2 protein-coding genes are annotated in these 1814 nt (G+C 56.8%); both read right to left on the bottom strand.

Annotated features, from left to right (window positions below):
* Positions 1-89: 89 nt before the first annotated feature.
* A complete protein-coding gene (locus CIK76_RS02430; RefSeq protein WP_096283213.1) occupies positions 90-1286 on the bottom strand; it encodes an IS1249 family transposase in 1197 nt (398 codons plus the stop codon).
* A 340-nt stretch (positions 1287-1626) separates the two neighbouring features.
* On the bottom strand, positions 1627-1814 hold a 188-nt coding region (locus tag CIK76_RS19550; protein ID WP_217990331.1), incomplete at its 5' end, for a hypothetical protein.

Genomic DNA, 1814 nt, shown 5'->3' with positions numbered 1-1814 from the left:
TGGGGTGGAGCCCCTTTTTGGGCCTATAGGCAAGAAATGGTGTCTGCCCGGGTGTGTCACCCGGGACAAACCCCATCTAAACCGGGGCGCTAGCGGCTACGTCCACCCCAGCCAGCCCTGGCGTAGAGCCCTTCCTCGGCGACCGCGGCTGTGCCATAAAGCTCAGGGCCGATCTGTTTCTCCTCGGCTACCTTGGCCGTAGCAATCCGTTCGGCACGCACGATGGCGGCCTTGATCAGCGCAGGGAATTTCGGCCGTGCTGACTTGTCCGTGTGAGTCCAGCAGAACCACTCGCAAGCACGCCGGCGATGCTCAATGGGCATCCCGCGATGGTAGAAAATCATCGCTCTGATCCCGGAGTTCACCGCGCCTTCAATCATGTTCGTTGTCGAGCTGATCCCGAGCCCGTTCAGATCTTCATTCAGGTACGTGAACAGGTGACCGCGTCGCAAAGCGGTCTGCATGTTCTCGTACGCTTTGCGCAGCCGGTCATGGGTGTACCACCAGGTGCGGGTGCTGCGAATGCCTTGGGGCAACGCGCCGTTCCATTGCGCTGCGTAGGTGCGTTCGTTGATGAGGTCTTGGTGCTGGGCATGCCAGGCCGCGAAGGCGGCCATCCATTGGGCCGCGGCTTCTTGGGTGCGGATATTCGTGAGTTTTAGGCTCAAACTGCGTAATGACTTACCGGCTGGCAAGCGTGGGTTCAGGGTCAGGTAGGTGCGGACGTTGCGTTGGATATGAACCAGGCACCGCTGGATCTTCACGTTGGGCCAGAACTCTTTCATCGCTTTCATCAGCCCTGACCCGCCATCGGTGATGACGACTTTCGGTTCAGGGAAATGCTTCAGAAGCGCTGTCCACGCCGCTGATTTTTCTCGGTCGCACCATTGCCATCCAATGACGTTTCCTTGGGCGATAGCGATCAGCAGGCACCAGCCTTGCCGGATGTAGATTCCGTCGACTTGGATCTCGTCGAAGACTTCTGCGGTGTGGTTCAGGAAGGGATGGACGTTCCAGCACCAAGCGGTTTGGTGGCGGAAGGTCCGGCCGGTTCCTCCGCCGTGTTGTGCTTGGGTTTGTTTGCTCATGAGCCAGTTGACGAAGCTGGCGAGTTGGTTGCGTGCGGTGAGGTCTTCTCGTTTGAAGGTGGTGCTGGCGTTGCAGTTGAGGCAGCGCCATCGTTGCTTGCCGTTGCGTTTCCCGTTTTTCTTTTGGGGGCTTTGGCAGATACTGCATAGGTGGGTGTTTTGTCTTGTAAGGGTCACGCCTATGGGAACAAGATCCATGTGTGTCTTGATCCTGCCCCGGTTTTCCGGGGCAGGATCAAGATTGCAGACACCATTTATTGCCTATAGGCCCTTTTTGCACTTTAACGGTGAGGATCCATAGTCCATACTGAGTGTCTGCCCACATTGCTCCAGATTCTTATGGTAAGGGCAGTTGGCTCCCGTAGACTTGATATAGATGTACATGCCGGACGGCATGGTGAATAGTAAATAGTGAAGTGCATCGCAAATGCGATCACGAAGGTTGCGGTTTTGAGATAGCCGCTGAAGGGGACATTACATGTCTAACGAATTCCGCCGTAGTTCCGAACGCGGACAGGGCGACTTCCGGAACTCAGAATCAAACCGCAACAATTCGCGCGATGGCTTCAAGCGCACTGAAGATAACCGTAGTGGTGGCTTCAAGCGTGATGATAACAGCGGTGGCGGCTTCAAGCGTGACGACAACCGCGAAGGCGGCTTCCGTGGCGGTCGCGATGACAACCGTGGCGGCTTCAAGCGTGACGATAACCGCGGTGGCGGCTTCAA

The sequence above is a fragment of the Glutamicibacter sp. BW80 genome, from assembly GCF_002332385.1.
GTDB lineage: Bacteria > Actinomycetota > Actinomycetes > Actinomycetales > Micrococcaceae > Glutamicibacter.
This window is presented reverse-complemented; position numbering and strand designations above follow the sequence as displayed.